Below are 21,856 nucleotides of genomic sequence, written 5' to 3'. Positions count from 1 at the left end.
CCCAAGCATTAGCCGGGCAACGCCGCATTTGGAATGCCGATCTACTCGTTATCCGCAGCCGCGGGAGCCGCCGCAGTCGCCGGCGGGGGCGCGAGCGGAACCGGTGCTGCGGGGGCACGCGCAGCCTTCGGGGCCGGCGGCTTCTTCGCAGCAGGAGCCGAGGCCTGTGCCGAGGTCGGGGCCGGTGCGCGCGAAGCGGCCGGCGCTACTGCTGCGTTCGCGGCCGGCGCCGCCTGCCGCGTCGTCGCCGTGGGCTCCGGATTCATGATGCTCACCGGCGGCGTCGAGTTGGCGCTCGGGAACTCCGCATTGGTCGGCCTGCCCGTCGGCGCCGAAGGCGGCAGACCCGCGAGCGCCGCAGTCGGTGGCAGCGCCGCCGTCGCCGTCGCCGTCGCGGGCGCGTTCCAGGTCGGCGCATGGCGCGCGACCAGCGCGTCGTAGAGATGGGAATCCATGTTGGCCGCGACCTGCTGCTGGTCGGTCAGCGCACGGAACGCGGCACAGTCGAACTGGGTGCAGCCGTCGCGCACGACCAGTACCTGCGCCACGAGGCCGTAGCGATCGCGCTCCAGAGACTTGCGCAGCGTTTTCATGTCGGCCGTCAGGCTCTTCTCGGCGGTCGCGGCATCGCCGAGCGCCATCAGCCGGTCGATCCGGACTGCTGTGTAGGACACCGACGCAGCCACCGCGTCCGGCGAGCCGAACAGCGCCTTCTCGCAGCCGATGGCCACGGCATCGCCGGCGAGATCGTCAAGGCAGGACAGCGCCGGCAGGTTGGCGACGACCGCACCTTGTGTGCGCGCCTCGATCGGCCCGTCCGACCCCGCCGGTCCATAGACGCGCACGGTGGCAGCACCTGCGATCGCGATGGAGAGCAGCGTAATGACGGTCAGCGCGCCATTGGCGACCGACCTGTCGGCGCGCAGCAGCGTGATCAGCAGGATCAATCCGAAGAATCCTGCCGCGGCCAGCGTCATCCACATCGGAAAGGCCGGCGAGCGCCAGATTTGGTCGAGCGAAGTGGCCCATGCCCAGTTCATGCGCGACGTCCCCTCACGCGAGCAGAGAGCGAATGGTCAAGCGAGTACCGCGAGTCGGCAATTGCCCCCGGCCACCTTGTGAAGGTGAAGCGGGCCTTTTGACGGCGGCAGAACACTATTCCCTGATGGCACCAATGCGCGAAACGCGTCGGCCTTCGGGAACGCGATCGGACTTCAGGACAGCGCGAGCTGGCTTTCCTTGGCGACGCGTTCGAAAGCTTCGGTCGAGCTCTTGATCCGATACTGACAGTCGTCGCCTTCGGTCGGCAGCAGACGGATGACCTCGTACGAGCCGCTGGCAGCAGGACGCGCGACGTTGCTGGCCGTGAACAATACGCGCGTTCCAATCGGGAATTTGTGCTTCAACACCCTCTCCATCACTCAAACAACGCCTGCCTCGCCCATGGTCCCACTACGACGGCCGGCCGGAAACCCAGGCGCTGTATAGCACGCGGGTTGTGGTTTTGGCCAGTGCCATGCCAGCATGGCAAACGCCCATATTTGGCAGTCTTTTCAGAGTGATAGAGATGGAACCGATGGGCCGATGATACCGCCGGGCCGCGCGTTCAGGCGGCGTGTCGCAGCCGGTGTCGCAGCCCGGGCAATCCAGGGGCCAGGTCAATTTCCGGACCACGATCACCGCCGGCCGGCAAGCGGCCAGCGGCCTCGGGCAGACCCGGCGATCAGGCGTCCTCGAACTTGGCAATGAGAAGCGTTTCGGCGAGCCCCTCGCGGGTCCATTCCTGGAACGCCGGCAGCGCCATCATCGTCTCCATATAGGCCTTGGTGTCCGGCGCGACGTCGATCGCGTAGGTGCGCAGGCGATGCACGACCGGCGCGTACATCGCGTCCGCCGCGCCGAAACGGCCGAACAGGAACGGACCTTTCGCGCCGTAACGCGCACGGCACTCGCGCCAGATCTCCTCGATGCGCGCGACGTTGGCTTTTGCGTCGGCCGACAATGCGATCGCACGCACCGGCCGATGCAGGTTCATGCCGCATTCGCTGCGCAGCGCCACGAAGCCGGAATGCATCTCGGCGCACACCGACCGGGCATGGGCGCGCGCGGCGACATCGTCGGGCCACAACTTCACTTCCGGATAGCGCTCTGCGATGTATTCGATGATGGCGAGCGAATCCCACACCGTGACGTCGCCGTCGACCAGCACCGGCACCTTGCCGGCGCGGCTGAAGGACAGGATCTGCTCCTTGTCCGCGGGATTGTCGGTGTAGAGCGGAATCAGCGTCTCCACGAACGGGATGTCGTTGGCGCGCAGCGCGAGCCAGGGCCGCATCGACCATGACGAGTAGTTCTTGTTGCCGATCGCGAGTTTCAGCGCAGCCATGCCATCAGTCCTTCCCGAGACGCTTTGAAGCGAGCCGCTTTTAACGCCATCGCCTGCCGCCAATCAATCGTTGCCGCCTCCTGTCATGCGTGGCAATCGTGGCGGCTTCCGAGGAGAGACAGATGAGCAGGCATTGGGTCGACGTCACCGCGGTCGGCTTCTTCATCGTCGAATGGCTGGTCTATGCCCTGACGCTGGAACATTCGGCTTACGGCCGGGACAGCCTGTCGGCGCGCATGAACCGCTACCGCGAGGTCTGGGTCCGCCGCCTGCTCGACCGCGACACCCGCATGGTCGACATGCAGATCATGGCCTCGTTGCAGAACGGCACCGCCTTCTTCGCCTCGACCAGCCTGTTCGCGCTTGGGGGCGCGCTGGCGCTGCTGCATGCCACCAACGACGCCATCACGATCCTGAGCAAGCTGCCGATCGACCTCAGCACCTCGCCGGCCATGTGGGAGCTGAAATGCGTCGGCCTCGTGCTGATCTGCGTCTACGCCTTTTTCAAGTTCGCCTGGGCCTATCGCCTGTTCAATTATGTCGCAATCCTGTTCGGCGGCATGCCGCCGGCGGAGCGGCGCGACACGCCGGAGGCGGAAGCCCACGTCATCCGCACCTCGCGCCTGTTCGAATCCGCCGGCCGCCATTTCAACCGCGGCCAGCGCGCTTTCTTCTTCGCGCTCGGCTATCTCGGCTGGTTCGTCAGCCCCTGGGTGCTGTTCGTCACCACCGCCGCCGTGGTGGTCGTGACCTGGCGACGGCAATTCGCCTCCAGCGCCTGGGCCGCGATGGCGCCGGAGGCGGACGGTGATGAGGGGATCAGGCGCGGTCATTGAGAGCGGCTGTGCGACGCGGCGCGGTGCCGTAAGGTGGGCGAAGGCGCAAAGCGCCCTGCCCACGTGTCCGACGACGATACGCAAAGTCGTGGGCACGCTTCGCTTTGCACGCCTACGAGACCGAGCTTGTGGCAGGCAGCTTGAATCGCGGACATGGCTTCTCGTCCTCGCGGCTGATTTCGCCCGAGCTTTGCTTCATCTTCGCACCCTCAAATCCAAGAGGGCACAGGGAAGGCCGGGTGCTGACATCGCACCCGCGGTCCGCTGCGCGAATTGCACGCGCACGCAGAAAACCGCACAGCAGCATACAGGTGGTGCCGATCACTCGGCCTTCCCTGCGCGATGGTCGGACGGCTTATGCCGCGCTCTCCCGGGAGCCGAACTTTCCTTTGGCCTCCCTCGCCCTTCGAATTGATGATGCCGTCCACCCGGTTGGGCTCGCGCGCATCTTCGAACGGGCTTGACCGTAGCAACGACGGCCAGGACCACACGGTTTTGCCGTACGCACGGCCCGCCATGTCGCCGCAGTATTTCCAACCCCGTCGACGGAGCTGCGAAACTTACAGTCGAGACGAAGCCTAGCAGCGCCGTTCGTCTGCACGCGGCCGCGGGCTCACAGGGACTACCCGCCCTGCCCGCACCTCTCGTGCCGACGCTGCCGCGTCCACCGCAAGCCCGGCTCGCGATCAAGACGACCTCGAGATCGCCCCTCCTGGATGAGCCGGGATGGCCGACACATACGCCAAAACCGAATTTCGGTAAAGTGGAATGTTTTTAGCGAGACGGATTGACAAGGGCCAACACAGGCACGGTCGCGTAGCCCGGATGGAGCGCAGCGAAATCCGGGGCCGCTCACCCAGCATTTTGCACCGTCGCGGATTACGCGGAGCCTGTCATCGGGCGGCGCTTCGCGCCGACCCGTTGGCTGCATCCGGGCTACGAGAGCTACCCTCCGAGATCCCGTGGGCTGAACGGCAGGTCCAGCACCTTCCATTCCTCGTAGAGATTGGCAGGCAGCATCTTGTAGGGCTGGCAGTTCTGCAGAGCGCTCATCGCGGACTTCACGAGGGCCACGCCTTTCGCGGACGGCGGGGCTTCGAGCAGGATCGGCTCGCGGGCCAGCGTGCCGTCGGTCGCAAACACCGTGCGCAGCTTGATGTGAATGTTGTCAGTCGAGCTAAGTCCGGCCGGCATTTTCGCACAGCTGCGCAAATGGCTGCGAAGCGCGGCGACGATTTCGGCCGGCAGCTTGGCTGCGATCGAATCCTTGGCGTCGCCGCCATCGTCCTTGGGGGCGTCTTTCGGCAGCGGCGGCGGCATTTCAGGCGGCAGTCCCAGCATGACGCCATACTTGACGGTGACGTCGGGCTGCGGCGCCTGATAGGCCGGCGGCGGTGCGGCTTGCTGCTGCGGCATCGCCTCGGGCTGCGGCGGCGGTTGAGGCTGGGGTTGCTGCGGCGGCTGCTGTTGCGCAGGCGACTGTTGTTGCGGCTGCGCGTTGGCCTCGCGCGGCTTTGGCGAAGGCTGCTGCTGCGGTTGTTGCTGCTGGGGCTGTTGCTGCGCGGGCCGTTGCGGTTCAGGCGACGGTGATGGCGATGGCGATGCGGCCGGCTGCTGGGCCGCAGGCTTCGACGCCGCGGGCGCCTTTTCCTTGTCGGTGATATCCAGCTTCGGCAGCTTCAGATCGGGGAGCGGCTCCGGGGGCTTCTCCTTGACCTCTTCCTTGACCTTCTCCTCCGCTTTGGCCTCCTCCTCTTTCACCTGCTCCGGCGTGACGATGTCTACCGTGACGGTTTCGGGCGGCTGGCTGCGAAACGGATGGACTTCGCTGATCACGATGATCAGCGCCACCAGCGTCAGATGCGCGATCGCCGACGCTGCAACGTCCGTCCGTATGATTGTCCGCAGTTCCATTGCCCGATCTTGGATTGCCGCCCTGCTGTTAGCATACCGCGGTCGCCCCTCAATCCCATTTCGGGGCGAAGCCGAAGTCGGTCAGGCGGCCCTTCGGATTGGCGAGCGCGGCGATCTGGCTCATCTCGTCGTCCGACAGCTCGAAATCGAAGATCTCGATGTTTTCAGAGAGGCGCTCGATGCGCGAGGTGCGCGGGATCGCAGCGACATTCTGTTGCATCAGCCAGCGCAGGCAGACCTGCGCCGGCGACTTGTGGTGGCTGCGCCCGATCTCGGCCAGCGTCTGGTCGGTCTTGATGCGCCCCTTGGCGATCGGGCTGTAGGCGACGAGGGCGAGGCCATGCTTGTCGCAGGCCGCACGCACCTTCGCCTGGTCGAGATAGGGATGGTACTCGACCTGGTTGCAGACGAGCGGCTCCGGCGATAGCGCCACCGCCTGCTCGATCAGCGCCACCGTGAAATTGGAGACGCCGATGTGGCGGGTCAGGCCCATCGTCTTGGCATGCGACAGCGCGCCAAGCGTCTCGGCCAGCGGCACGTGCGAATTGGGCCAGTGCAGCAGCAGCAGGTCGACGCTCGGAAGCCGCATTCGCGCCAGGCTCTCCTTGACCGAGCGCTCGAGATCGTGGGGCGCGAAATGGTTGGTCCAGACCTTGGTGGTGAGCAAGATTTCGTCACGCCGCACGCCAGAGGCGCGCAAGCCATCGCCGACCTCGCGTTCATTGTCGTAGACCTGGGCGGTGTCGATGTGGCGATAGCCGAGCCGCAGCGCCTGCTCGACCACGCGCGCGGCAGGCCTTCCGCTCAGCTCCCAGGTCCCGAGCCCGATCGCCGGAATTCTCGCGCCATTGGCCTCGACGAACAGCATGAGGACTCCTCTTCCGTTGCGTCAGCCCCAAACCTCATCAGGCGGCATTATGGACCCCGCCCATGACGCTGCCAACGGAGGCCGCAACAGTTCGGCGGGTTATTTGGCGCAATGCTAACGGGAGGTTCGCGTCGAAGCCGGTTGGTCCGTCAGGCCTTGGCGAGCGCCTGGAACACCGTATCCGGGGCGTGCGCGATCACTGCGAGCAGCGCGCGGGCCGGTCCCCGTGGAGCACGTTTGCCCTGCTCCCAATTGCGGATCGTCTCGACGGGAACGCCGAGCTTGGCGGCGAACTCCATCTGGGTCAGGCAGGCGCGGCGGCGCAAATCACGCACCGCGAGCGAGGAAGCCTCGGCGGGCGCGGCATTGGCCGTAGGCTCGACCGCAGACGGTTGGACCGGAAACTCCTGCCCGTCCCGCACTTCGACGATCCGTCCGTCCGCCTTCAATCGCACACGCATGCTTATTCCCCCAAGCGCGGGCGATGATGCGGCAGGTCGCTTAAGTTCGGATTAAAAGGTCGTGCATGGGTCTCGTGCCCCGGACGCGGCGCAGCGCGCCTTCGCGATGCACTGCAGAACCGGGGCTCATCTCGCCGGAGTATGCCGCCTTCTGGGCCCCGGTTCTGCGCAGCGCTACGCGCCGCAGCGCGCCCGGGACACGCCCTACCTCAGCCCGAACCAGAGCGTCGCGATGCCGAGGAACGAGAAGAAGCCGACGACGTCGGTAACGGTGGTGACGAACGTTCCCGACGCCACCGCCGGATCGGCCCTGACGCGCTCCAGCGCCATCGGGATCAGGATGCCGCCGAGCGCGCCGGCGATGAGGTTGCAGACCATCGCAAGCCCGATGACGATGCCGAGGCCCGGGATCTTGAACCAGGCGACCGCCGCGATGCCCGTGATGACCGCGAAGGCGAGACCATTGATCAGGCCGACCAGGCCCTCGCGCATCACCACGCGCCAGGCGTTGGAGGCGCCGAGCTCGCGCGTTGCCAGCGCCCGCACCGCCACCGTCATGGTCTGGGTCGCGGCGTTGCCGCCCTGGCTCGCCACGATCGGGGCCAGCACGGCGAGCGCGACCATCTTCTCGAGCTGGCCCTCGAACAGGCCGAGCACGGAGGATGCGAGGAAGGCGGTGGCGAGATTGACCAGCAGCCAGTTGAAGCGGCCGCGCGCGATGGTCAGGAAGGTGTCCGACAGCTCTTCGTCGCTGGTGACGCCGCCGAGCGCCTTGAGGTCCTCGTCCGCCTCCTCCTCGATGACGTCGACGACGTCGTCGACGGTGATGACGCCGACCAGGCGATCCTGGGTGTCGAGCACGGGGGCTGCGACGAGATTGTACTTGCCGAACATGCGCGCCACCTCCTCCTGGTCCTCCAGGACGGAGACGCGGCGGCGGTCCTCGTCGGTCAGCTCGGTCAGCGCGATCGGCCGGCGCGCGCGCAGCAGCACGTCGAGGGGGACTGCGCCCTGCCAGTGCTGGTCCTTGTCGACGACATAGATCTCGTAGAAGCGGTCGGGCAGATCCGGCGTCTCGCGCATGTAGTCGATCGCCTGGCCCACGGTGAAATCCTGGGGCACCGCGATGAACTCGGTCTGCATGCGGCGGCCCGCGGAATTCTCCGGGTACAGCAGGCTGCGCTCGAGCGCGACGCGCTCCTTCAGCGGCAGCTTCTCGAGGATCTCCTCCTGCTCGGCCTGGTCGAGCGTCTCCAGCAGCTCGACCGCATCGTCGGATTCGAGCTCGCGGACACCCTCGGCGACCGTCTCCGGCGGCAGTTCCTCCAGGATCTCCTCGCGGACGGCCTCGTCGACCTCGTTCAGCGCGGAGAAGTCGAAGTCGGCCCCGGTGAGCTCGACCAGGCGGACGCGGTCGTCGGGCTCCAGCGCGCCGATGAGATCGCCGAGATCGGCCTCGTGCAGCTCGGCGACGCAGGCACGCAGCGAGGCGCTGTCGCCGGCCTCGATCGCACGCGCGATCTCCTCGACGAATTCGTGCCTGATGTCGCCGTCTTCATTGCGCATCGGCACGTGGTCGAGTACCGAATCCGCAACGGGTGCGGCCACGTCCATATGTTCATCCATGGCGCGCCTCGCCGTTTGACAGGTTGGAACGGGTGATCTGGGCTGACGGTTCAGGCAATACCCACAAGGCAACTCCGAGCGCAATGACAAAGATGCTTCGACTGAGGTGGACCTCGATGGCGGTGGCAGCGACCCTCGCAGCACTCGCCGGCATCGCCGCGACGGAGGCCGCCGAGTGCCCGCGCAAGGATGCGCTCGGCACCTCGCGCGTGCTGAGCGTCGATGCCAAGACATATCCGCGCGTCGGCCTGAAGAGCTTTCCGCAGACGCTGCCGCTGGCCGATCGCGAGGTCGTGCTGACCTTCGACGACGGACCGAACCCGCCGACGACGTCGAAGGTGCTGGCGGCGCTGGCGCAGGAATGCGTGCGCGCGACCTTCTTCCTGATCGGCCTGCACGCCTCCCAGCAGCCTGACATGGTCAAGCGCATCGCGCGCGAGGGCCACACCATCGGCCATCACACCTACTCGCATCCGTTCATGGCGCGGATCCCGTTCGACAAGGCCAGGAGCGAGATCGACCGCGGCATCGCCGCCGTCGAGACGGCGCTGCACGGGGCCGCGACGACGACGCCATCGACGCCGTTCTTCCGCTTTCCCTATTTCGAGGGCACGCCGGCCCAGCTCGACCTGCTGCAATCGCGCGGCATCGTCGTGCTCGGGGCCGATCTGTGGGCCAGCGACTGGAACGAGATGACGCCGGAGCAGGAATTGAAGCTCGTCACGGAGCGCCTCGCCGCGAGCGGCAAGGGCATCGTCCTCTTCCACGACCCCAAGGCCCGCACCGCCGCGATCATGCCGGCCTTCCTGCGCTATCTGCGCGAGAACGGCTACCGGATCGTCCACATCGTACCGTCAGCCCCGCCGCAGAAGAATGCCGATGCGCGCTGATGCCGGAATGTCACGCCCACGCAAAATGGGGTGATTTGAGGCCTATTAACACTCTGTTCATGCTACGCCCTGCAAATGGACGGGGATCTTGTGGCGGAAAGGGCCTCTGGCGCCTGAACCGTTTCCTGATGTCTCCGACCTACTATGGCGGCAATCGCATATGAGGGCAGACCGGGTTCATGATCGGAAGTAGCGTTGTATTGCGGACGCGATCGTGGATCGTCCTTTGCCTCGGGTTGTTCACCGTCGGATCGCCGGCGGCGCTCGCGGCCGACTGTCCGGGCCATCCCGACGCGCTCGGAACCTCCCGCACCCTCGTGGTCGATCCGCGCGAGCACCCGCGCATCGGCACCATGCAGTACCGCGAGACGCTGCCGCTGAAGGACCACGAAGTCGTTCTGACCTTCGACGACGGACCGCTGCCGAAATATTCCAACCAGGTCCTCAAGATGCTCGACGACGAGTGCATCAAGGCGACCTTCTTCATCATCGGCAGCCAAGCCAAGGCGAACCCGGAAGGCGTGCGCAAGCTGGTGGCGGCGGGGCACACCGTCGGCACCCACAGCATGAACCATCCGCTGACCTTCGACCGGATGCCGCTCGAGAAGTTCGAGCCCGAGATCAACGGCGGCATCGAGTGGACCTCGGCCGCGATGACGGACCCGTCCAAGCTCGCCCCGTTCTTCCGCATTCCCGGCCTGATGCGCGCCGAGGGTGTCGAGAATTACTTGATCTCACGCGGCATCCAGGTCTGGAGCGCCGACTTCCCGGCCGACGACTGGCGCCATGTCTCGTCCGACCGCGTCTACCAGCTCGCGATCCAGCGGCTGGAGGCCAAGGGCAAGGGCATTCTGCTGCTGCACGACATCCAGGCCCGCACCGTGGCGGCGCTGCCGAAAATCATCCGCGACCTCAAGGCGCGCGGCTATCGCATCGTGCATGTGGTGCCGGCCACCGCCGACCGGCCGGCAACGCCGACCACGCCGGTGGAATGGCTGCTGCATCCGCCGACCGAGACGGTGCCGATCGCGCGCTGGCCGGCCGTGCCGCACTTCGTGTTCACGGAGACGCGGACGCTCCCGGCGCCCTCGCTCGCCGACCTCAATGCGGAAGCCGCGCATCGATCGCTGCTGCCGCGCCGGACCAAAGGGCAGATGGATCTCGCATCCACCCTGCCCGTGCCCGGCCGCGCGCTGTTTGCGATTCCGGAAGGCTCGGTCGAGGTGCTGCTGTCGACGACCTTGTCGCGGCGTGCCGCGACGCGGATGGCGATGGCGGCGGAGAGGCCGGCCGGAGGCAAGGTCGCAAAGGGCAAGACGGCCAGCAAGACAGCCAAGCCCCAGGCCCGGCACGCCGCGCATGCGGCACCGGTCGCGCCCAAGCACGCCGCGCAGGTCAAGAACGGTACGCCGCGCCCGACCCGCGTCGCCAGTCTGAAGAAGCGCGCCTAGTTCACTGCCGCATGATGGCGGCGACGCAGAGCAGCACGATCAGCGCCAGGAAGAACAGGTCCATATAGGACTTGAGCTCGCCGTCGCGCCGCAGCCGCGCGACGTCGGCGACGACCTGCTTGCGTGCGTTCGTCCCGCCGGCGCCGTCGTTGATCGGGCCCTGAAGGCGCCGCGTCTCAGCCTCGAGCTTCTCGATCTTCTGGTAGAAGTAGAACGCGCGCAGCGTCGAGACGGCGCGCATGGCGGCATAGACCAGCACCAGGATCGCCAGGATCGCCCGGTTCGGATATTTCTCCATGAAGTTCAGGCTGAAGTACACCATCGCCATGAACGCGAAATTGGTGAGAAAGCGGTAGACGAAGCTGAGAAAAACCATGCTGGCTCAAGCCTTGAAGGAGGCAACCGGGATCGTGCTGCCCAATGCAGGATCAAGGGCCCAGACCGGAACTGCCAGCCGACCCCTGCAGGCGTCCGTCTACGCCAACATTATTTCAACAAAGATACCACGGCCCCACAACTTGCCGCCTTTTAGCCACGCGCTGCCATAATGCAAGGGCGCGGCCTCCCGCAACGGCTCAATGGCGGTTTGGCGGAAGTCGCGATAGACTATCGCCCTGCCGCCACATCCGGGGTCTGCCGATGCCGAAGAAGGGAATCACCGGCCACGACGAGTGGGTTCTGACCGAGGCCCTCGCGACCGCCCTGGTCGCGCTGGAGCAGCTCGAACCCAAGCACCGGCCGAACGCGCATATGGACGACATCCGCAAGATGCTCTCGAGCGGCAAGGAGCCGGCGGCGGTGAGCCTACACCTCGCCCAGGCCAAGTGCCGCCTGTTTCCCGACCTCGATCCGCTGGAGATCTACCGGGAATACGGCATCGGCGAGGAATACGGCTGAAGAGCCAGCTTAAGGCCCGCCCGCCACCGATCCCGCGATCACCATGACCAGCGCGCCGAGATCGATCTTGCCGTTGACGGTCAGCTCGTCCGAGCCTTGCGCATCCTTGGCGCCATCGATCTGCAACGCTTGCGGCCGGTTGGCGGCCTGCCGTTGCAACTCGCCGATGATCGCGTCCTTCAGTTTCTCTTCCAGCATGGGATTGGGTCCTTCGCGCGTTCCTCTCACTCAAGGCCAAGCCGCGCCCTTCGTTCCGTCATGCCAGACGCCGTGGCAGGCTGTGGTGGATGTTGCACGCGGCAACGGCGGCGTGGCCGAAGGCGACAGAGATCTGATGCAGATCGGTAACGACATCGCCGATGCCGTAGAGGCCGTGGACCGACGTGCGCTGGTGCGCGTCAACTTTCAGATAGCCCTCGGTGTCGTGCTCGGCCCCCAGCGACACCGCGAGTTGCGAACGCACCTCGGCCCCCATCGCGGGATAGACCATGTCGAATGGCATCGTCCGGCCGTCGGCGAACACGGCCTCGATGCCGTCGCCCCTCCGCCGCAAATGCAGATCGGGCGCGAACACGAGTTCGACACCGGTATCGCGCAGCTCCGAGATTGCGCCCTTCTGGTCACCCTGCCCGGGCACCAGCAGCGTCACGTCGCGCGAATAGCCGCGCAGGAACAGCGCCTTGCTGGCGGCGCGGTGCAACGGGCCGACGACGCCAATGCGACGGCCCCTCGCCTCGAAGGCGTCGCAGACGGGACAATAGCGCAGCACCCCGTCCGCGACCGCGCCGCGCCACTCCGCGAACGGCGGATGGGTGTCGACGATGCCGCTGGCCAGGATGACGGTGGAAGCGGCATGCGCGTCGCCGTTCCAGCTCGCTTCAAAACCGTCCCCGTGCCGCCGCAACGCTGTGACCTCGGCCTGCACGCGCGCGACGGCGAGCTCCTCCAGTTGCGCCGACATCCGCTCGATCAGCTCGGTGCCTGAGAGGCCGTGGACGAAGCCGGGAACGTTGTGGCTGCGCGGGATCAGCGCGGCCCGGCTCGCGCCCGCGTCCACGACACAGACGCTGCGGCGGAAGCGCGCCAGATAGATCGCGGCCATCAGTCCGGCAGGGCCGCCGCCCACGATCAGGCAATCAAAGGGCGCACCGGTCATTTCGGGTTCGGGTCCTGGAGACCGGCGCCGGGCTCCTGCAGGCGCCCGCTCCTTGCCAAATGGACGGCATTGCCCAGCGCGCGCGCCGCGTTCCGCACCTCCTGCTGGAATTCGCCGTCTTCATCGAGCGCGTGATGCGAGGTTGCGTACGGCTCCATGTAACCGACATAGCCGTCGAGCTCGGCGAAGCGCCCCGCCGAGATCAGCTGCATGTCGGTCAGCCAGTCCGACAAGGCACGGCGCACGCCCTCGGCACCGACGGCATCGCCGTGAACGACGATGCCGAAATGACGGCCGGCGAGATGGCGCGGATAAGGCCAGCCCTTCAGCTCCAGCGCCTTGGCTTCATCCGCCTTCTTGCCGTGCGTCGAGGTCGGATCGGGATTGCCGCCGTCGGCGCAGACCATGCGGTCGATCATCGCCTTGAGGCCCGAGGGCACGTGATACCAGTTCACCGGCGTCACGATCAGGATGCCATGAGCGGCCACCCACAACGGATAGATCTCGTTCATCCAGTCGCCCGTCTGCGACAGCGAATAATTCGGATAGCAGCTGCACGGCCAGTGACAGAGCGGCATGGCGGTGCTGACGCAGGATTTGCAAGGATGGATCGTCTTGCCGAATTCCGAGGCGAGGCGCGAAAGATCGAGGATGTCGACGGCAAACCCCATCTCGACGAAAACAGGCTCGGCCAGCTTGACCAAGCGCCAGGTCTTGGACATCTCGCCGGGACAGGTGTGCTCGCTGCGGGCCGAGCCGTTGATGAGAAGGATGCGCGGCGTCTCGTTCGCATCATCGTGCCGCCGCTGGGCCTCGAGAATTTTTGCGCGCGCATCCAGCCAGTCGACGGCGATGTCGTAGTCGGGATCGGAAAAGCCTTCGCCTGCTTTCCGCGTCAAGGGCGCCTTGCGCGAATGGCTGTAGGCGTCCCAGGCCGCAGCGACGATGGCATCGAGCTCGCGCTGCAGCGGGGCAAAGGCGGGATCGACAAAGCGAGCCCTGTAGCGCCGCTCGAACTCCTGGCGCGTCAGCTTGACGGGCGGCATCCCCTGGCGAATTTCGGCGTCCGTCATACTGGCTCCGGCGAAGTCGGTCTCCGACCAACCCGGGGCGCACGACGCGGTTCCTTCCGGTTACTGGCGGGCCACTTCCTGTGGCGCCTCGAACTTCGCGATCCGCCGGTCCAGCCGCCACAGCTCGATGCGGTGGGCCAGCACGAGCGCGGCGGCTTCGCGCTTGGCCTCCTCGTCATCGTCGCAGACGAGGTTGATGCATCCGAACACGTGCCCGTCCGGATCGATCTGGAACGCGCGGTAGTGCTTGATGCTCCGCATGGTCATCCTCCTCGTCGAGGGTAGACGGGTGCGCTCAGCCAGTCCGTGAGGTTCGAGGTCAATTCGTTCTGCCTGGCGCGTTGCAGCAGCATCTCCCGCTCCCTGCCGGGCGGCAGGTTGCGCGCGCGCTCGCGAGCGCTTTCGGCGAAGGCGGCCAGCCGCTCCTGAAGCGATTGGGTCTGTTTCCTGCGGTTGCGTTTGGCGGTCATGTGACTTTCACAGCGGGTTTCGGATGGAAAGAACTGGCAGCTTCCGCCCCAATTTGCGGTTCCGGCATTTCCATAAGTTAACGCTGCGTGATTTTGCGCAAACGGCGGCACGCGGCGCCGATTGCGGCGGAACCGAAATGCTGATTCGTATGTTCAAGAACGACTTGAAGGAGGATCATCATGGCAAAAGCAGCATGGAAGCGGCCGGGCTCACCGATCGGCCGCAAGGGACCGCGCAAGGCAAACCCGGCCTACAAGCGTCGCGCGCGGCAGCCCTGGACGCCCGCGGACGTGAGCAAACTGAAGCAGCTCGCGAAGGGCAACACGCCGACCGGCGTGATGAGCATCAAGCTGCAGCGGCCGGTCGCGGCCATCCGCAGCAAGGCGCAGCGCGAAGGCATTTCGCTGCGGCCCGTCAACCGCTCGCCCTACAACCGGCGAACCAAAGCGGCGAAGCGGCGTTGACGACGCGCACCGCCGGGTGACAACCGGACACAACGGGGACGATGGACGTGGCGCTCATTTTTCCGGTTTCTGCCCACGACATCAGCGCATCGGTACGCGCCGACATCTAACCCGTTCCCGGCGCGTGCAGCCTTGGCAGGCTGCGCCCGCGACACCCTTTAGCTCGGCGGCTGCAGGCCCGGTGACCTCAGCCATTCGCTCATCTGGGAGCCCGTCTCTGCCTGACGCGCCTTGCGCAGGATCTCATCGCGGGCTGCGCCGGGCGGAAGCGATTTGGCTTCTTCGCGCAGCCGCTCCGCTTCAGCGGCAAGGCGTATCTCCAATGGATCCGTTTGCCTAACTCGACGCCGCGTCAACATGGGCCCTCTCCCTGATCATTGCGTCGGAGCGCTTCGTTGCCTCCTTACCGATTTGAGATCATCGCACCCGGGCGATTATCCCCATAACGTTCCAGAAGCGGAACGGTTGCGCGTGGTGCCAAAGGGCGCTGACGCTCGGTCAGAGCCGCAAGAGCTACGAGCCCTTCCCAAGGAGAGGCTCGACCCCGGTGACGGTCAGGGTGATCCAAATGATCGCGACGTTGAATGACCGATCGCCCGGCCGCCGCCACTGCCGCGAAGGTCTGGTCGCAGGTCAGCCGCCGGAATACAGTCCGGCGTCCCTGCGGCCGTCGCCACCGCCTTCCGCAACATGTTCGGCGACAATTTCAATTGAGCCGATGGCACCCTACTCCCGCCAGAACTCGGCCAGCTCCTCAGCGGTCACGAGGTCGACCTGGCCGTGGAAGCGGGTGCGATACATCGTCATGAGCGCGTCGTGCCCGACGTCCGACGATGAGCACAGCGCGTCCTCGACGATGACGACCCGGAAGCCGAGATCGACGGCGCTCAGCACCGTCGAGAGCACGCAAACATCCGTCTCGGCGCCCGAGATCACGACCGTGCCGACGTTCTTGTCGACCAGCGAGGTCGCAAGCGCGGGATTGCTGAACGCGGAATAAGCCGGCTTGTCGATGATCGCGGCCGGCGGAACGAACCTGGTCAGGGCCGGCACGAGATCGAGGGCGGACGGCGGAAGATTCCTGCGCGTTGCCTGGTGCCATCGATGAAAATATCGCTGCCACTGCCCGCGACGATCCGCGGGATCTTCCGGGGTAATGAAGCGCGTGAAGACAGTTCTGGCCTGATAGCGTGCAACGATCGAAGCGATCGTCGGCAGGACCCGCTCCATCCACGGCGTCGCCCACAAACCGCCGGGAGCGAAAATGTTCTGCATGTCGATGCAGAGGTGAACGGCGTCCCTGATCTCGGCAACGTCCGACGCGCTGTTTCTCATTGTCCTCCACCGGCGAACGCATGCCGCGGCACGTCCGCGGCGGCTTACCTGCAAATGCGATCCGGACGGCCCTCGTTCCGTATTCATGCATCCGATGATCGAGCAGACCGAGCCCGGATATGCCACGGCCCCGCCGAATCGAGGCCGGGATGAGCTGACGCCGGGGATGGGCGGCGGACGAAAGCAGCGCGGCACGAGGTCGTGCCATGCCCGATGAAGCTTTGAAAAAAGCTCAGCTATTTCAGTGACAAACGAGGATTTGGTGCGCTCGGAGGGACTCGAACCCCCACGATTTTACTCACTGCCACCTCAAGGCAGCGCGTCTACCAGTTCCGCCACGAGCGCTTTGGGGATGCCGGCTTGAGGCTTGAAGGCCGGCCGGATCAACGGCGCCGATCTAACAAATCCATCAGAGGGGTACAAGCCTGCAAAGGCCCTGAATTCCACAAGCTTTGCAGGAAAGTTCGGGCTCCTTGCCCAAATCGGCCCTGACCCGATGCGGGGGCCGCTACCGCGTGCCCAGGCCGGCTACCGCGTGCCCGGCGAGCGCGGCAGCATCTGCTTGACCTCGACCGCGATTCGGTTGCGATCCACCAGCACGACCCCGGAGGCGACCGGCAGGTTGTTGGCGAGGACCTTGACCTCGTCGGCCTCGGTTGCGTCCAGCTCGATGATGGCGCCGCGGGAAAGACGTAATACCTGATGGATCGGCATGGTGGTCGTCCCGAGGACGACCATGAGATCCACGGTGACTTTATCGAGAGTGGGCACTGTCAGGACCGCCGCAACTAGGGACTTGGCATTTGCACCTGCGATCATCACCACGTTATGGTTAGCCAATGGTTAATTCGCCTCAAAACCCCCGCGAAAAGCTCGATTTGACGTCGTTTTCCGCTGCCGGCGGCGAGCCCGTCGAATGGCGAATCTCGGACGCGCCGGTGGCCTATCCGGAGGCGGTCGCCGCCATGGAGGCGCGGGTCGCCGCGATCGCGGCCGGCGAGGCGCCGGAGCTGGTCTGGCTGCTGGAGCATCCCCCGCTCTACACCTCGGGGACCTCGGGCAAGGAAACCGACCTGCTCGATGCCCGATTCCCGACCTTCGCCACCGGCCGCGGCGGCCAGCTCACCTATCACGGGCCCGGCCAGCGCGTGGCCTATGTCATGCTCGACCTCAAGCGCCGCCGGCCGGACGTCCGGGCCTATGTCGCGAGCCTGGAGGAATTGATCCTGACGACGCTGGCCGTCTTCAACGTCCGCGGCGAACGGCGCGAGGACCGGGTCGGCGTCTGGGTGAAGCGCCCCGACAAGGGGCCTGAGCACGAGGACAAGATCGCGGCGATCGGCGTGCGGTTGAAGCGCTGGGTCTCGTTCCACGGCATCGCCATCAATGTCGAGCCGGAGCTGTCGCATTTCGCCGGCATCGTGCCGTGCGGGGTCGTCGATCCCCGCTACGGCGTCACCTCGCTGGTCGACCTCGGCCAGCTCGTGACCATGGCGGACGTCGATATCGCGCTGCGCCAGGCGTTCGAGCAGCTGTTCGGGCCGACCCGTGCGCCGGTGGCGGAAGCGGCCGCCTGATCTAGTCCTGTTGAAGACGCACTGTCTCGCGTTCTCCGCCGCCGCAGAATCGGCCATTCTCAAGTCAGGTGCCGCCCACGCCTCCCCCCTCCGCCGGGAAAGCAGACCTCATGCAGGGCGATGAGATCATCGGACCGACTGTTCGAGCGCTGGGCATAAGGAGGGATTGCGTTACCTGCTCGCAATGGGAGGTTTTGACGATGAGACTCTCTGCGCCGATCTATCATCTGAAGCGAAAAGCAAAGCGCCTGTCCCGCGACGAAAACATTCCGCTGCACGATGCACTCGACCGCGTCGCTGCGACGGAAGGGTTTTCCGCCTGGAGCATGCTCGCGGCGAAAGCTGCCGCGATGACGCCGGCGAACAGGCTGTTCCCTCAATTCCACCCCGGCGACCTCGTGCTCGTCGGCGCGCGGCCCGGTCAGGGCAAGACTTTGATGAGCCTCGAGCTTGCCGTGGAGGCCATGAAGTCGGGCCACCGCGCCGCGTTCTTCTCGCTCGAATATACCGAGCAGGATGTTTTCGATCGCTTGCGTGCGATCGGCGTCGAGCCCGCGCAATTCGATGACCTCTTCGAGGTCGACTGCTCCGACGCCATCAGCGCCGATTACGTCGTCAAGCAGATGGCAGCAGCGCCCCGTGGCACGGTCGTGGTGATCGATTATCTGCAGCTGCTCGACCAGAGGCGGGAAAACCCCGACCTTACCGTTCAGGTGCGCGCACTGAAGTCCTTCGCGCGCGACCGGGGACTGATCGTCGTCTTCATCTCACAGATCGACCGATCCTATGATCCCCAGGTCAAGCCCTGCCCTGATCTCGGCGACGTCAGGCTGCCCAACCCGCTGGACCTGACGCTGTTCGACAAGGCATGCTTTTTGAACAATTCCGAAGTCCAGTTCCGCACCGCGAGCTGACGATCGGGCCGTGGGTGAGACGCCTCACCCGCGGCCTGCAGCCTCACGCCGTCTGCAGCGGCACCTCGAGCTTGCCGGCGATGTAGCGCCGCTCCTGGGTCAGGCCGCCAAAGCCGTAGGCGTCACTCTTGACCTCGTCGACATGCGCATAGGTCTCGGGATGCAGCGGCCCGAGAATCTCGGCCATGCGCTTGAACATCGCAGCGAGATAGGCCGCCTTCTCGTCCTTGGTGTTGGTGCCTTCGCTGACGTGGATGTCGAGCCAGTAGCTCGCGAGCTTCTGCTCGGCCAGCGACTTGCCGCCGGCAAACCAGTCATCGGCATCCACCGACTTGACGATAATGGCGGTGACTTTCGGATCCTTATGCAGGATTTTTGCGGTGAGCTCGGACACGGCGCTCGCGATGTCGGCCTTCAGCGACGGCGCCTGGCGGGAGGTGGTGTAGGACACGGTGATCAGGGGCATTGTGGCTCTCCTCGAGATGCAGCGCTGCTTGCGCGGCGTCGGTGAGAAGCTAGACCCGCGGCCTTCATTTTGGTATCTTATCTCTATTGATACCAGTGATAAGACTTCATAATGGCAGCCACACTCGACATCTCCACCATCAAGGCCTTCCTGCTGGTCGCCGATCTCCAGAACTTTACGCGGACCGCCGAAGCGCTCGGCACGACGCAGGCCGCGGTCAGCCTCAAGCTGCAACGGCTGGAGACGTTGCTGGGAAAGCGCCTCGTCGAGCGGTCGCCGCGCGCGGTCCGGCTCACTGCTGACGGCGCCGGCTTCCTCGATCGCGCCCGCGCGTTGATGGCGGCGCATGACCGGGCACTGTCAGGCGAGGCACCTGCCGCGCAATCGCTCTCGCTCGGCATCTCCGATCATGCGACCGGCCCCGAACTGGTGCCGCTGCTCGAACGCCTGCACGCGATGTCAGCAAATCTCACCCTCGCCGTCACCATCGGCTTCTCGCGCGAGATGCAGGATGCTTACGATTCAGGCGAGCTCGATGCGGTGATCGTCCGCCAGGAAGGCAGCCGCCGCGGCGGCGAGACGCTGACCGAGGACGAGTTCGGCTGGTTCGCCGCACGGCGCCTCTCCCTGCCGAAAGGTGAGCCGCTTCCGCTTGCGACGCTCGCCCCGCCCTGCGGCGTTCGCGCCATTGCCGTGCGCGCGCTCGACAAGGCGGGTCTTGCCTGGCGCGAACGCTTCGTCGGCGGCGGGGTGACCGCGGTGGTCGCAGCGGCGCTCGCCGGACTTGCCGTCGCACCGCTGGCGCGCCGGATCGCACCTGCCGGGCTGGTCGACATCGGGCCCGCGCACAAGCTGCCGAAGCTCGGCAGCTCGAAGGTGATGCTGCATTCGAAGGTCAGCGATCCCGCGAAGCTTGCGGCGCTGCGTGCGGTGGCGGCGACGTTTAGAAGTGTCGCCGCCAACTGAGGTCTCACAAAATCGCCTCGAACGCGCTGCGCAGCGTTTCGTGCTTGAACACAAAACCGCGGCTGAGCGCTTTGTTCGGCAGCACGCGCTGACCGCCCAGCAAAAGCTCGTCGGCAAAACCGCCGCCGATCCGCCGCAGCAGGCCGCCGGGAATACGGAACACCGCGGGCCGATGCAGACGGCGGCCGAGCTCTTCGGTGAACTTCGCGTTGGTGACCGGAATCGGCGCAGTGGCGTTGACGGGCCCGGCGAGATCCGGCGTTGCCATCACATAGGCGATCAGGCGGATCAGATCGTCGCGCTCGATCCACGACATCCACTGCCGCCCGGTGCCGAGCGGGCCGCCGAGGCCGAACTCGAACGGCGTCAGCATGCGCGTGATGAATCCGCCCTCGGTGCCGAGCACGAGGCCGATGCGCAAATAGACCACGCGCACGCCGAGCTCCTCCGCCGGACGCGCCGCCTGCTCCCAGGCCGCGCATAGCTCGTGGCTGAAGCAGGCGTGCGATTTCGCGGACTCCGTCAGCACCTGGTCGGCCCATAGACCGTACCAGCCGATCGCGGAGCCGCTGACCAGCACGTCGGGCTTGTGGTCGAGCCGCGCGATCAGCTTGACCACCTCGCCGGTCATGTCGACACGCGAGCCGATGATCTTGGCGCGCTTCGCCTCGGTCCAAAGACCATTGCCGATCGGCTCTCCCGCGAGATTGACGATGGCATCGATCCTTGTTTCCGAGGAGAGCTGATCGAGGCTGGTGATCAGCGTCACCGGCGGCGGCAACATTTCGGCCTTGGCGGGGGTGCGGATCAGCGCAATGACATCATGTCCTGCCCCGCCGAGGCTCGCGGCAAGCCTACTGCCGATGAAGCCGGTGGCCCCCGTGATGAGCACGGTCTTGCGACCGGGCAGTTTCTCGACGAGCCCGGCAGCGGGCACGCTCCGCATCCGGCCGAGCCGGCGCATCGCCGCAAAATCCCTGACGCCGCACAGCGCAGCGCCAACCGCGCAGGCGGTGGCGGCGATGCTGAGTAGGCCCTGGTACACGACCGTCGCGCCGAACGGCTGCATCGCCGATTCGATCAGGACCGGCAGCAGCAGCACGAGAATGGCACCGTAATTGATTGCGAGCAGCGTGTGATTGATTCGCTCGCTCGGCGGCAGTTTCCGGCTCAGATCCTCCTCGACGAAATCCATCAGCGTGATGACGATCTCGGTGACCAGCACTGCGACGACCAGCAGCGCCAGCGCGCCGTAGACCTCCAACCAGCCGAGCACGAGGAACAGCAGCGCATAAAACATGTTGCGGATGCCGTGCAGCTTCAGCTCGAAGCGCTGTGACGGCCGCCAGGCCAGGCGCTCGGTGAATTCGTGATGATAGAAGGTGTCGAACACACCCATCACGATCTGGATGGCGATGAGCGTCCACAACAGCGGCGTCATGATACGGCCTCCCTGAAGGTGGCGGACTGATGGATCAGCGCGCCGTAACGCGGGTGGGTGACATCGAGGGTGAAACGGAAGGCGCCCTCGCCGAGATCGCGATGGGTCACCATGAGGTCGCCCGGCGTGAGCCATTGCGGCAGCGGGATCCAGAGCGAGCCGAGTTGGAGGCCATAACCGGCGCTGCGAAAGGTCAGCGTCTCGTCCTCGACCGCGATCCGGAGCGCCATCGAGACGCCGAAGCCGACATATTCCTCGAGCCCGGTCGGTCCGGCGAAACGCTTGGCGGAATGGATCACTTGCGGAAAGCCGCGCTTGCGCGCGCAGATGCGGGTCCAGGTCTGGCCGCCGGTCGCGCTGTCCTCGGTGACGGTCACGATCATCGGCACGCCGGTGTCACGGCCGGTCGGCAACGGCCCGCCGATCAGCCTTGCTGCCTGCGCGAACCACCAGCCGATGTCGCTGAAAGAGATCTCGTCGACCACGCCGACATAGACCACGCTGTCGCCATCGGCGACACGTTTGGAAAAGCGCCGCCAGGTCGCGAGCGGCAGACGGCCCCAATCCTCGTCCGACAACAGCGAACGGAAACGGCGATCGTCGAACAGTTTGGTGTAAACGGAGAAAGGTGCGCTGGAGCCTGATAATCGAGCCGACGTCATCG

The 21,856-nt window shown here is 65.8% G+C and carries 27 protein-coding genes and 1 tRNA gene; 8 read left to right on the top strand and 20 right to left on the bottom strand.

Annotation, left to right across the window (positions count from 1 at the left end; genetic code table 11):
• Positions 1 to 41: 41 nt before the first annotated feature.
• The 3 genes from XH83_RS14510 to XH83_RS14500 form a co-directional block, all read right to left on the bottom strand.
• The gene (locus XH83_RS14510) at positions 42 to 1,040 is read right to left on the bottom strand and encodes a hypothetical protein (RefSeq protein ID WP_194407640.1); all 999 of its coding nucleotides are present in this window, start codon (positions 1,038 to 1,040) and stop codon (positions 42 to 44) included.
• A 174-nt stretch (positions 1,041 to 1,214) separates the two neighbouring features.
• Positions 1,215 to 1,418, bottom strand: coding sequence for a hypothetical protein (locus XH83_RS14505; protein ID WP_148773938.1), 204 nt, complete (start codon positions 1,416 to 1,418; stop codon positions 1,215 to 1,217).
• A 305-nt stretch (positions 1,419 to 1,723) separates the two neighbouring features.
• The gene (locus XH83_RS14500; RefSeq protein WP_194407639.1) at positions 1,724 to 2,386 is read right to left on the bottom strand and encodes a glutathione S-transferase family protein; all 663 of its coding nucleotides are present in this window, start codon (positions 2,384 to 2,386) and stop codon (positions 1,724 to 1,726) included.
• A gap of 122 nt (positions 2,387 to 2,508) precedes the next feature.
• Here XH83_RS14500 and XH83_RS14495 point away from each other — a divergent pair, with 122 nt between their 5' ends.
• Positions 2,509 to 3,222: a DUF599 domain-containing protein gene (locus XH83_RS14495; RefSeq protein WP_194407638.1), complete on the top strand. Its 714-nt coding sequence runs from the start codon at positions 2,509 to 2,511 to the stop codon at positions 3,220 to 3,222.
• Positions 3,223 to 4,167: 945 nt separating this feature from the next.
• Here XH83_RS14495 and XH83_RS14490 read toward each other — a convergent pair.
• From XH83_RS14490 to mgtE, 4 genes are all read right to left on the bottom strand, one after another.
• Positions 4,168 to 5,136 (bottom strand): hypothetical protein, encoded by a 969-nt coding sequence (locus XH83_RS14490; RefSeq protein WP_194407637.1) that lies wholly within the window; start codon positions 5,134 to 5,136, stop codon positions 4,168 to 4,170.
• 49 nt (positions 5,137 to 5,185) lie between these two features.
• Positions 5,186 to 6,004, bottom strand: coding sequence for an aldo/keto reductase (locus XH83_RS14485; RefSeq protein WP_194407636.1), 819 nt, complete (start codon positions 6,002 to 6,004; stop codon positions 5,186 to 5,188).
• A gap of 149 nt (positions 6,005 to 6,153) precedes the next feature.
• Positions 6,154 to 6,471 (bottom strand): DNA-binding transcriptional regulator, encoded by a 318-nt coding sequence (locus tag XH83_RS14480; protein ID WP_194408266.1) that lies wholly within the window; start codon positions 6,469 to 6,471, stop codon positions 6,154 to 6,156.
• Between the two features lie 198 nt (positions 6,472 to 6,669).
• Positions 6,670 to 8,091: a magnesium transporter gene (mgtE, locus tag XH83_RS14475; protein ID WP_194407635.1), complete on the bottom strand. Its 1,422-nt coding sequence runs from the start codon at positions 8,089 to 8,091 to the stop codon at positions 6,670 to 6,672.
• A gap of 83 nt (positions 8,092 to 8,174) precedes the next feature.
• On the opposite strand from mgtE, the gene XH83_RS14470 reads away from it, so the two are divergent.
• Together XH83_RS14470 and XH83_RS14465 are read left to right on the top strand one after the other, a co-directional pair.
• A complete protein-coding gene (locus tag XH83_RS14470; RefSeq protein ID WP_371746350.1) occupies positions 8,175 to 8,981 on the top strand; it encodes a polysaccharide deacetylase family protein in 807 nt (268 codons plus the stop codon).
• A 179-nt stretch (positions 8,982 to 9,160) separates the two neighbouring features.
• Complete coding sequence (locus XH83_RS14465) at positions 9,161 to 10,432, top strand: polysaccharide deacetylase family protein (RefSeq protein ID WP_194407634.1); 1,272 nt, start codon at positions 9,161 to 9,163, stop codon at positions 10,430 to 10,432.
• A 1-nt stretch (position 10,433) separates the two neighbouring features.
• Here XH83_RS14465 and XH83_RS14460 read toward each other — a convergent pair whose 3' ends face one another.
• Entirely contained in the window at positions 10,434 to 10,808 is a 375-nt protein-coding gene (locus XH83_RS14460) for a hypothetical protein (RefSeq protein ID WP_194407633.1), read from the bottom strand.
• A 263-nt stretch (positions 10,809 to 11,071) separates the two neighbouring features.
• Between XH83_RS14460 and XH83_RS14455 the strand changes: the two genes are divergently transcribed.
• Positions 11,072 to 11,329, top strand: coding sequence for a hypothetical protein (locus tag XH83_RS14455; protein ID WP_194407632.1), 258 nt, complete (start codon positions 11,072 to 11,074; stop codon positions 11,327 to 11,329).
• 9 nt (positions 11,330 to 11,338) lie between these two features.
• Here XH83_RS14455 and XH83_RS14450 read toward each other — a convergent pair whose 3' ends face one another.
• From XH83_RS14450 to XH83_RS14430, 5 genes are read right to left on the bottom strand one after another with little or no spacing between them, the layout of a single operon-like run.
• Positions 11,339 to 11,527: a hypothetical protein gene (locus XH83_RS14450; RefSeq protein WP_194407631.1), complete on the bottom strand. Its 189-nt coding sequence runs from the start codon at positions 11,525 to 11,527 to the stop codon at positions 11,339 to 11,341.
• Between the two features lie 58 nt (positions 11,528 to 11,585).
• On the bottom strand, positions 11,586 to 12,485 hold the full coding sequence (locus XH83_RS14445) for an NAD(P)/FAD-dependent oxidoreductase (protein WP_194407630.1): 900 nt from the start codon (positions 12,483 to 12,485) through the stop codon (positions 11,586 to 11,588).
• On the bottom strand, positions 12,482 to 13,558 hold the full coding sequence (locus tag XH83_RS14440) for a flavodoxin family protein (protein ID WP_194407629.1): 1,077 nt from the start codon (positions 13,556 to 13,558) through the stop codon (positions 12,482 to 12,484). The genes XH83_RS14445 and XH83_RS14440 overlap by 4 nt, the downstream gene beginning before the upstream one ends.
• Positions 13,559 to 13,618: 60 nt before the next feature.
• On the bottom strand, positions 13,619 to 13,819 hold the full coding sequence (locus tag XH83_RS14435) for a hypothetical protein (RefSeq protein ID WP_194407628.1): 201 nt from the start codon (positions 13,817 to 13,819) through the stop codon (positions 13,619 to 13,621).
• A gap of 2 nt (positions 13,820 to 13,821) precedes the next feature.
• Complete coding sequence (locus XH83_RS14430; RefSeq protein WP_194407627.1) at positions 13,822 to 14,028, bottom strand: hypothetical protein; 207 nt, start codon at positions 14,026 to 14,028, stop codon at positions 13,822 to 13,824.
• 180 nt (positions 14,029 to 14,208) lie between these two features.
• Here XH83_RS14430 and XH83_RS14425 point away from each other — a divergent pair, with 180 nt between their 5' ends.
• Positions 14,209 to 14,493: a hypothetical protein gene (locus XH83_RS14425; protein WP_057197072.1), complete on the top strand. Its 285-nt coding sequence runs from the start codon at positions 14,209 to 14,211 to the stop codon at positions 14,491 to 14,493.
• A gap of 158 nt (positions 14,494 to 14,651) precedes the next feature.
• Here the strand turns inward: XH83_RS14425 and XH83_RS14420 are convergent, their stop codons facing one another.
• The 4 genes from XH83_RS14420 to XH83_RS14405 all read right to left on the bottom strand — a co-directional run bounded on the left by XH83_RS14420 (position 14,652) and on the right by XH83_RS14405 (position 16,599).
• Positions 14,652 to 14,852 (bottom strand): hypothetical protein, encoded by a 201-nt coding sequence (locus XH83_RS14420; protein WP_194407626.1) that lies wholly within the window; start codon positions 14,850 to 14,852, stop codon positions 14,652 to 14,654.
• Positions 14,853 to 15,219: 367 nt separating this feature from the next.
• Positions 15,220 to 15,828, bottom strand: coding sequence for a cysteine hydrolase family protein (locus XH83_RS14415; RefSeq protein ID WP_194407625.1), 609 nt, complete (start codon positions 15,826 to 15,828; stop codon positions 15,220 to 15,222).
• A gap of 260 nt (positions 15,829 to 16,088) precedes the next feature.
• Positions 16,089 to 16,173, bottom strand: a tRNA-Leu gene (locus tag XH83_RS14410).
• Positions 16,174 to 16,356: 183 nt separating this feature from the next.
• Entirely contained in the window at positions 16,357 to 16,599 is a 243-nt protein-coding gene (locus tag XH83_RS14405; RefSeq protein ID WP_018647371.1) for a FliM/FliN family flagellar motor switch protein, read from the bottom strand.
• A gap of 68 nt (positions 16,600 to 16,667) precedes the next feature.
• On the opposite strand from XH83_RS14405, the gene lipB reads away from it, so the two are divergent.
• Together lipB and XH83_RS14395 are read left to right on the top strand one after the other, a co-directional pair.
• Positions 16,668 to 17,405 (top strand): lipoyl(octanoyl) transferase LipB, encoded by a 738-nt coding sequence (lipB, locus tag XH83_RS14400; protein ID WP_194407624.1) that lies wholly within the window; start codon positions 16,668 to 16,670, stop codon positions 17,403 to 17,405.
• 200 nt (positions 17,406 to 17,605) lie between these two features.
• The gene (locus tag XH83_RS14395; RefSeq protein ID WP_194407623.1) at positions 17,606 to 18,319 is read left to right on the top strand and encodes a DNA helicase; all 714 of its coding nucleotides are present in this window, start codon (positions 17,606 to 17,608) and stop codon (positions 18,317 to 18,319) included.
• A gap of 43 nt (positions 18,320 to 18,362) precedes the next feature.
• Here the strand turns inward: XH83_RS14395 and XH83_RS14390 are convergent, their stop codons facing one another.
• Positions 18,363 to 18,785: a 4-oxalocrotonate tautomerase family protein gene (locus tag XH83_RS14390; RefSeq protein WP_194407622.1), complete on the bottom strand. Its 423-nt coding sequence runs from the start codon at positions 18,783 to 18,785 to the stop codon at positions 18,363 to 18,365.
• 111 nt (positions 18,786 to 18,896) lie between these two features.
• Between XH83_RS14390 and XH83_RS14385 the strand changes: the two genes are divergently transcribed.
• Positions 18,897 to 19,751 carry a LysR family transcriptional regulator gene (locus XH83_RS14385; protein ID WP_194407621.1) on the top strand — a complete coding sequence of 285 codons (855 nt, stop codon included), beginning with the start codon at positions 18,897 to 18,899 and terminating at the stop codon, positions 19,749 to 19,751.
• Between the two features lie 4 nt (positions 19,752 to 19,755).
• Here the strand turns inward: XH83_RS14385 and XH83_RS14380 are convergent, their stop codons facing one another.
• Together XH83_RS14380 and XH83_RS14375 are read right to left on the bottom strand one after the other, a co-directional pair.
• Complete coding sequence (locus tag XH83_RS14380) at positions 19,756 to 21,192, bottom strand: TIGR01777 family oxidoreductase (RefSeq protein WP_194407620.1); 1,437 nt, start codon at positions 21,190 to 21,192, stop codon at positions 19,756 to 19,758.
• Positions 21,189 to 21,854, bottom strand: a complete 666-nt coding sequence (locus XH83_RS14375) for a DUF4166 domain-containing protein (RefSeq protein ID WP_194407619.1) — start codon at positions 21,852 to 21,854, stop codon at positions 21,189 to 21,191. The genes XH83_RS14380 and XH83_RS14375 overlap by 4 nt, the downstream gene beginning before the upstream one ends.
• Between the last annotated feature and the right edge of the window lie 2 nt (positions 21,855 to 21,856).

The sequence above is a fragment of the Bradyrhizobium sp. CCBAU 53351 genome, from assembly GCF_015291745.1.
Lineage (GTDB): Bacteria > Pseudomonadota > Alphaproteobacteria > Rhizobiales > Xanthobacteraceae > Bradyrhizobium.
This window is presented reverse-complemented; position numbering and strand designations above follow the sequence as displayed.

What these genes read in the sequence shown, in the direction of transcription:
- XH83_RS14495 (WP_194407638.1), top strand. Translation starts at nt 2,509, where the DNA reads ATGAGCAGGCATTGGGTCGACGTCACCGCGGTCGGCTTCTTCATCGTC.
- XH83_RS14505 (WP_148773938.1), bottom strand. Translation starts at nt 1,418, where the DNA reads ATGGAGAGGGTGTTGAAGCACAAATTCCCGATTGGAACGCGCGTATTG.
- XH83_RS14460 (WP_194407633.1), bottom strand. Translation starts at nt 10,808, where the DNA reads ATGGTTTTTCTCAGCTTCGTCTACCGCTTTCTCACCAATTTCGCGTTC.
- mgtE (WP_194407635.1), bottom strand. Translation starts at nt 8,091, where the DNA reads ATGGATGAACATATGGACGTGGCCGCACCCGTTGCGGATTCGGTACTC.
- XH83_RS14425 (WP_057197072.1), top strand. Translation starts at nt 14,209, where the DNA reads ATGGCAAAAGCAGCATGGAAGCGGCCGGGCTCACCGATCGGCCGCAAG.
- XH83_RS14490 (WP_194407637.1), bottom strand. Translation starts at nt 5,136, where the DNA reads ATGGAACTGCGGACAATCATACGGACGGACGTTGCAGCGTCGGCGATC.
- XH83_RS14450 (WP_194407631.1), bottom strand. Translation starts at nt 11,527, where the DNA reads ATGCTGGAAGAGAAACTGAAGGACGCGATCATCGGCGAGTTGCAACGG.
- XH83_RS14385 (WP_194407621.1), top strand. Translation starts at nt 18,897, where the DNA reads ATGGCAGCCACACTCGACATCTCCACCATCAAGGCCTTCCTGCTGGTC.
- XH83_RS14420 (WP_194407626.1), bottom strand. Translation starts at nt 14,852, where the DNA reads ATGTTGACGCGGCGTCGAGTTAGGCAAACGGATCCATTGGAGATACGC.
- XH83_RS14415 (WP_194407625.1), bottom strand. Translation starts at nt 15,828, where the DNA reads ATGAGAAACAGCGCGTCGGACGTTGCCGAGATCAGGGACGCCGTTCAC.
- XH83_RS14395 (WP_194407623.1), top strand. Translation starts at nt 17,606, where the DNA reads ATGAGACTCTCTGCGCCGATCTATCATCTGAAGCGAAAAGCAAAGCGC.
- XH83_RS14500 (WP_194407639.1), bottom strand. Translation starts at nt 2,386, where the DNA reads ATGGCTGCGCTGAAACTCGCGATCGGCAACAAGAACTACTCGTCATGG.
- XH83_RS14375 (WP_194407619.1), bottom strand. Translation starts at nt 21,854, where the DNA reads ATGACGTCGGCTCGATTATCAGGCTCCAGCGCACCTTTCTCCGTTTAC.
- XH83_RS14455 (WP_194407632.1), top strand. Translation starts at nt 11,072, where the DNA reads ATGCCGAAGAAGGGAATCACCGGCCACGACGAGTGGGTTCTGACCGAG.
- XH83_RS14485 (WP_194407636.1), bottom strand. Translation starts at nt 6,004, where the DNA reads ATGCTGTTCGTCGAGGCCAATGGCGCGAGAATTCCGGCGATCGGGCTC.
- XH83_RS14440 (WP_194407629.1), bottom strand. Translation starts at nt 13,558, where the DNA reads ATGACGGACGCCGAAATTCGCCAGGGGATGCCGCCCGTCAAGCTGACG.
- XH83_RS14390 (WP_194407622.1), bottom strand. Translation starts at nt 18,785, where the DNA reads ATGCCCCTGATCACCGTGTCCTACACCACCTCCCGCCAGGCGCCGTCG.
- XH83_RS14510 (WP_194407640.1), bottom strand. Translation starts at nt 1,040, where the DNA reads ATGAACTGGGCATGGGCCACTTCGCTCGACCAAATCTGGCGCTCGCCG.
- XH83_RS14445 (WP_194407630.1), bottom strand. Translation starts at nt 12,485, where the DNA reads ATGACCGGTGCGCCCTTTGATTGCCTGATCGTGGGCGGCGGCCCTGCC.
- XH83_RS14380 (WP_194407620.1), bottom strand. Translation starts at nt 21,192, where the DNA reads ATGACGCCGCTGTTGTGGACGCTCATCGCCATCCAGATCGTGATGGGT.
- XH83_RS14430 (WP_194407627.1), bottom strand. Translation starts at nt 14,028, where the DNA reads ATGACCGCCAAACGCAACCGCAGGAAACAGACCCAATCGCTTCAGGAG.
- XH83_RS14435 (WP_194407628.1), bottom strand. Translation starts at nt 13,819, where the DNA reads ATGCGGAGCATCAAGCACTACCGCGCGTTCCAGATCGATCCGGACGGG.
- XH83_RS14470 (WP_371746350.1), top strand. Translation starts at nt 8,175, where the DNA reads ATGACAAAGATGCTTCGACTGAGGTGGACCTCGATGGCGGTGGCAGCG.
- XH83_RS14465 (WP_194407634.1), top strand. Translation starts at nt 9,161, where the DNA reads ATGATCGGAAGTAGCGTTGTATTGCGGACGCGATCGTGGATCGTCCTT.
- lipB (WP_194407624.1), top strand. Translation starts at nt 16,668, where the DNA reads ATGGTTAATTCGCCTCAAAACCCCCGCGAAAAGCTCGATTTGACGTCG.